Annotated in this window: 4 protein-coding genes; 3 read left to right on the top strand and 1 reads right to left on the bottom strand. The window is 71.9% G+C overall.

Annotation, left to right across the window (positions count from 1 at the left end; genetic code table 11):
• On the bottom strand, window positions 1-916 hold a 916-nt coding region (locus tag H5J29_RS20165), incomplete at its 3' end, for a serine hydrolase (protein ID WP_181782608.1).
• A 309-nt stretch (window positions 917-1,225) separates the two neighbouring features.
• Here H5J29_RS20165 and H5J29_RS20160 point away from each other — a divergent pair.
• The 3 genes from H5J29_RS20160 to H5J29_RS20150 all read left to right on the top strand — a co-directional run bounded on the left by H5J29_RS20160 (window position 1,226) and on the right by H5J29_RS20150 (window position 4,887).
• A complete protein-coding gene (locus H5J29_RS20160; RefSeq protein ID WP_181782607.1) occupies window positions 1,226-3,532 on the top strand; it encodes a sodium-translocating pyrophosphatase in 2,307 nt (768 codons plus the stop codon).
• A 170-nt stretch (window positions 3,533-3,702) separates the two neighbouring features.
• Window positions 3,703-4,227, top strand: coding sequence for a hypothetical protein (locus H5J29_RS20155; RefSeq protein ID WP_181782606.1), 525 nt, complete (start codon window positions 3,703-3,705; stop codon window positions 4,225-4,227).
• Window positions 4,228-4,296: 69 nt separating this feature from the next.
• The gene (locus H5J29_RS20150; RefSeq protein ID WP_181782605.1) at window positions 4,297-4,887 is read left to right on the top strand and encodes a hypothetical protein; all 591 of its coding nucleotides are present in this window, start codon (window positions 4,297-4,299) and stop codon (window positions 4,885-4,887) included.
• Window positions 4,888-5,116: the final 229 nt, after the last annotated feature.

Below are 5,116 nucleotides of genomic sequence, written 5' to 3'. Positions count from 1 at the left end.
CCGTCGTGAGACCGCCGCGGGCGGCCGCCCATCCCCCGCTGCGCGGCTGGATGCTCAGCAGGGACACCACGAACCGGGCGTCCTCCCCGATCACCCCGGCGCTGTGCAGGTAGTAGCGCTGGGAGAAGCAGCACATCCAGGCCTGCTTCGTGGCGACAGGTCCCGCCAGCGCGGCGATCTCGGGCGCGAGGAGCCCGAAGTCCTGGTCGAAGCCGTCCCGGGCCACGGGCGGGGCAGCACTCAGCGCACCGAGGATCAGGTCGCGGTCCTCGGCGGGCATGGCGAGCACGTGCTCGTAGATCCGCGCCTGATCGTCCGCCGAGACGAGCATCTCCCCCCACTGCGAGGGGTCGCGCGGGTTCAGGGTCTCGGCGAGCCCGAGCCGGGCGGCGACCCTGGCGGCCGCCGTGGACCCGCCGAACCGGGACCAGAGCGCGTTCATCGCCGAGTCGTCGCTGGGCCCGAGCGCCCGCCGGAACAGGTCGAGGTCGCGCTCGGTCACCACCAGCCCCTCGACCCGCCGCCGGTCGACCACGTCCACCGCCACCACGAGCTTCGACAAGGACGCCGTGTAGGTGGGCTCGGCCGCGGCGCCCGCGGAGACCAGCTCGCCCAGCTCCCGATCGAGGACGGCGATGCGCAGGTCCAGGCCTCGCACGGTCTCCGCGGCCATCGTGGCGGCCTGCACCGCGGCGGCGGCGATCCCACCGTCCGGTTCCGGCTCCGGCTCGGGTGCGGGCTCCCGGGGGACGAACCCGAGCAGGGCCCGGGACTGCACGTCCGACAGCCGAGGCCCGAGCACCCCGGAGTCCTCGGGACCGGAGGCCTCCGACCGCGCGGCGGACACCCCGGAGGGCGCCGACGCGGGTGTCGCCGGCGCGCTCAGCAGAGCGGGCACGACCGCCAGAACGACCACGGTGGCGACGAGGCCGCTCCGGCGAGTCCCGCTGACGATGCGGCCCCTGTAGGTGATCCTTCAATCATCCGACCGGCCCACAGGTCCGGCAACTCCAACCCTGTGTCCTCGATCACCTCACCCTTGAGACAGGGGGAGTGGTGTGGATCTCAAATGCGACATCGGCCACACTCTCGGTGTGCGTTCGCCTGCCGCAACGGCGCGGCGGCGGATGCGCTCGACGTCAGGGCTGCCGTCGCGCGATCTCCACCGGGGTCACCCACTGCGCCTCACGACGACCTGACGCACTGCGACGCAACAGGAGGTCGGATGTCCGTGCCCGCAATGGGCCTCGAGCTGGGATCGGGGGATCGGATCGTCGTCGGCGTCGTCGCCGTCGTCGCCCTCGCCGCCCTGGCCATCGGCTACAAACTGCTCCGGGAGGTGCTGTCCGCCGACCCGGGGACGCCCGAGATGCAGAGGATCGGCGAGGCCGTCCAGGAGGGCGCCCAGGCCTATCTGAGGCGCCAGTTCAAGACCCTCGGCGTCTTCGTCGTCATCGTCTTCCTGCTGCTGTTCGCGCTCCCCGCGGACGACATCGGCGAACGGATAGGCCGCTCGATCTTCTTCATCATCGGCGCGGGCTTCTCCGCGACGATCGGCTACCTCGGCATGTGGCTCGCCACCCGCGCGAACATCCGCGTCGCCTCCGCCTCCCGGGAGCCGGGCGGGCGGGAGAAGGCCACCCGGATCGCCTTCCGCACCGGCGGCGTCGTCGGCATGTTCACCGTCGGCCTCGGCCTGTTCGGCGCCGCGGTCGTGGTCCTCGTCTACGCGGGCCAGGCCCCGAAGGTCCTCGAGGGCTTCGGCTTCGGCGCTGCGCTGCTGGCGATGTTCATGCGAGTCGGCGGCGGCATCTTCACCAAGGCCGCGGACGTCGGCGCCGACCTGGTCGGCAAGGTCGAGCAGGGCATCCCGGAGGACGACCCGCGCAACGCCGCGACCATCGCGGACAACGTCGGCGACAACGTCGGCGACTGCGCGGGCATGGCCGCGGACCTCTTCGAGTCCTACGCCGTCATGCTCGTCGCGGCGCTGATCCTCGGCACCGCCGCGTTCGGCCTGCAGGGCCTGCTGTTCCCGCTGATCATCCCGGCGATCGGGGTGCTGACGGCGGTGCTCGGCGTCTACATCACCCGGACCCGGGTCGGTGAGGGCAGCCTGAAGACGATCAACCGCAGCTTCTACATCTCCGCGGTCGTCTCCGCGGTGCTCTGCGCGGTCGCCGCCTTCGTCTACCTGCCGTCCAGCTGGTCCGGGTTGACCGACCCCACGGACGCCACGGTCGTCGCGGACATGGGTGGCACGGACCCGCGTCTGCTCGCCACGATCGCCGTCCTCATCGGCATCGTGCTGGCCGCGGCGATCCTCAAGCTGACCGGGTACTTCACCGGCACCGAGGACAAGCCGGTGCAGGACGTCGGCAAGTCGTCGCTGACCGGCGCCGCGACCGTCATCCTGTCCGGCATCTCGATCGGCTTCGAGTCGGCCGTCTACACCGCGCTGGTGATCAGCGCGGCGGTGTTCGGCGCGTTCACCCTCGCCACCGGGTCGATCACGGTCGCGCTGTTCGCGGTCGCGCTCGCCGGCACCGGCCTGCTCACCACGGTCGGCGTCATCGTCGCGATGGACACCTTCGGGCCCGTCGCCGACAACGCGCAGGGCATCGCGGAGATGTCCGGGGACGTCGAGGGCGAGGGCGTCGACATCCTCACCGAGCTCGACGCGGTCGGGAACACCACCAAGGCGATCACCAAGGGCATCGCGATCGCCACCGCGGTGCTCGCGGCGACCGCGCTGTTCGGCTCCTACCGGGACGCCATCCAACAGGCCCTCGACAAGGCGGGCGTGGCGATCGGGGACGCGGGCACCGCGTTCGCCAACGAGGTGTTCGCCCCGAACACACTGGTCGGCGTGATCATCGGCGCCTCGGTGGTGTTCATGTTCTCGGGTCTCGCGATCAACGCGGTCACCCGGGCGGCGGGCGCCATCGTGTTCGAGGTGCGGCGCCAGTTCCGGGAGAACCCCGGGATCATGGAGGGCACGGTGCGGCCGGAGTACGGGCGCGTCGTGGACATCTGCACCCGGGACTCGCTGCGCGAGCTCGCCACCCCGGGTCTGTTGGCGATCTTCGCCCCGATCGCCGTCGGCTTCGGCCTCGGCGTCGGACCGCTCGCCGGTTACCTCGCCGGGGCGATCGCCAGTGGCACGCTGATGGCGATCTTCCTCGCGAACTCGGGCGGCGCCTGGGACAACGCGAAGAAGCTCGTCGAGGACGGCAATCACGGCGGCAAGGGGTCGGCGGCGCACGAGGCCACCGTCATCGGCGACACCGTGGGCGACCCGTTCAAGGACACCGCGGGCCCGGCCATCAACCCGCTGATCAAGGTCATGAACCTGGTCTCGGTGTTGATCGCGCCCGCGGTCGTGGTGTTCAGCGTCGGGGACAGCGCGTCGACCCCGATCCGGCTCGCGATCGCACTGGTGGCGCTGGCCGTCATCGTCGCGGCGGTGACGGTCTCGAAGCGCCGGACCTCCTCCATCCAGGAGACGCCCGCGGACAGCACGGTGAGCTGATCGGAGCAGGGCCCGGTCGGCCGACCGGCGGGCCCTCTCGGCGACTCATGAGGCCGCTCGTCCCTCTTCGGGACGGGCGGCCTCGTTCGTCCGTGGCGCGGGCCGCTACCGTCTCAAGCCGCCGTCGGACGAGGGACGTGGAGGACCGGATGAGGGTGCGGTGGGCCCGCATGAGCGCGGTGTCCGTGATGGCCGCGAGCGGTCTGTTCCTCGCGGGGTGCGGCGGGGCGAGCGAGCAGGAGACCGTGGACTGGACGAACGGGCTCTGCAGCTCGTACGCCACGTTCCAGCAGGCCGCGCTCGTCGGCCCGGCGCCTGCGAGCGACCTCCCCACGCAGGCCCGCAACCTGTCGAGCTACCTGGGTGCCACGGCCACGTCGTTGGACCGGGCACTGACCGATCTCGACGGTCTCGGGGCGGCTCCCGTCGAGGGCGGCGACCAGGCCGTCACGAAGTTCCGCGACCAGCTGAGCCGGTACCGGACCGCCTTCCAGCAGGCCCGCACCCAGGTCGACGGACTGGACCTGGACTCCCGAACCCTGCAGCGGGACATCGAGGGCGCGGTGGCCCCCGTACTGTCCCTGCAGGACGCGGACCAGGACCCCTTGGCGGGCCTGGACTCGCAGGTGACGAACGCCGCGGACAAGGCCCCCGCCTGCCAGGACCTGTCCCGGCTGAGCTCCTCGGGGGGCTGAGCGGGACCACCCGGTCGCGTACTGTCGCCTCGGTCCGACCCCCGTCCGAAGCTCCGCAGGAGGCTCCCCGTGCCCCGCCCGTCCCGGCTCGCCGTCGCCGTCGTGCTCGGTGGACTGTTGTCCGTCAGCGGCTGCGCGACCGTCGTCTCCGGTGCGCCGACGGCCGATCCCGCCCCGCGCCCGGCCGTCGGCCGCGGCGCCGACCCCGTCGTGTGGGTCGACAAGGTGTGCGGCGCCGTCCTCACCTACACCACACCCGTGCTGGCCCAGCCGAACTTCGACGGCGCCGACCTGGCGGGCATCAAGCAGCGGCTGTCGGACTACCTCGCGGCCAGCCAGACCGGCCTGCAGCAGAGCCGCGACCAGCTCGGACAGGTCGGGGCCTCGCCCGTCGGCGGCGGCGACGACACTATCACCCGGATCACGACGGGGCTGGAGAAGCTGCAAACAGACATCACCGCCGCCAAGGCCAAGGTGGACGCCGCGGACCCGAACAACGTGCCCGCCTTCCAGGCCGCGCTCGGCGACACGCAGACGAGCCTGCAGCAGGTCACCGCGCCCGATGCGCTGGGCGACCTGCGCACCTCCCCGCGCCTCGACAAGGCCGCGCAACAGGCGGCCAACTGCACCCAGCTCCAGGGGATCACCGCACCCAGATAGGCGAGTCACGAGACAGCGATCGAACAGATGTTCTATCGTGCGCGACGTGTCCCAGCTGTCGCTGTTCTCGGCGGAGGCCCGACCGACGTCGCTCGCCGACCTCGGCGGGATGCTGTGCGGCCCCGCCCGGATCACCCGCTTCGGCGGTGGTGACACCGCACGTCTGAGCCTCGGCAGAAGGCGACGATGTCCTCCGCCTCGGGCTTGCGGCCCTCCCGCGGCACCACGA

The organism is Pseudonocardia pini, assembly GCF_013870575.1.
GTDB lineage: Bacteria > Actinomycetota > Actinomycetes > Mycobacteriales > Pseudonocardiaceae > Pseudonocardia > Pseudonocardia pini.
Note: the sequence above shows the minus strand (reverse complement) of the source record. Positions and strands in the feature narration are given on the sequence as shown.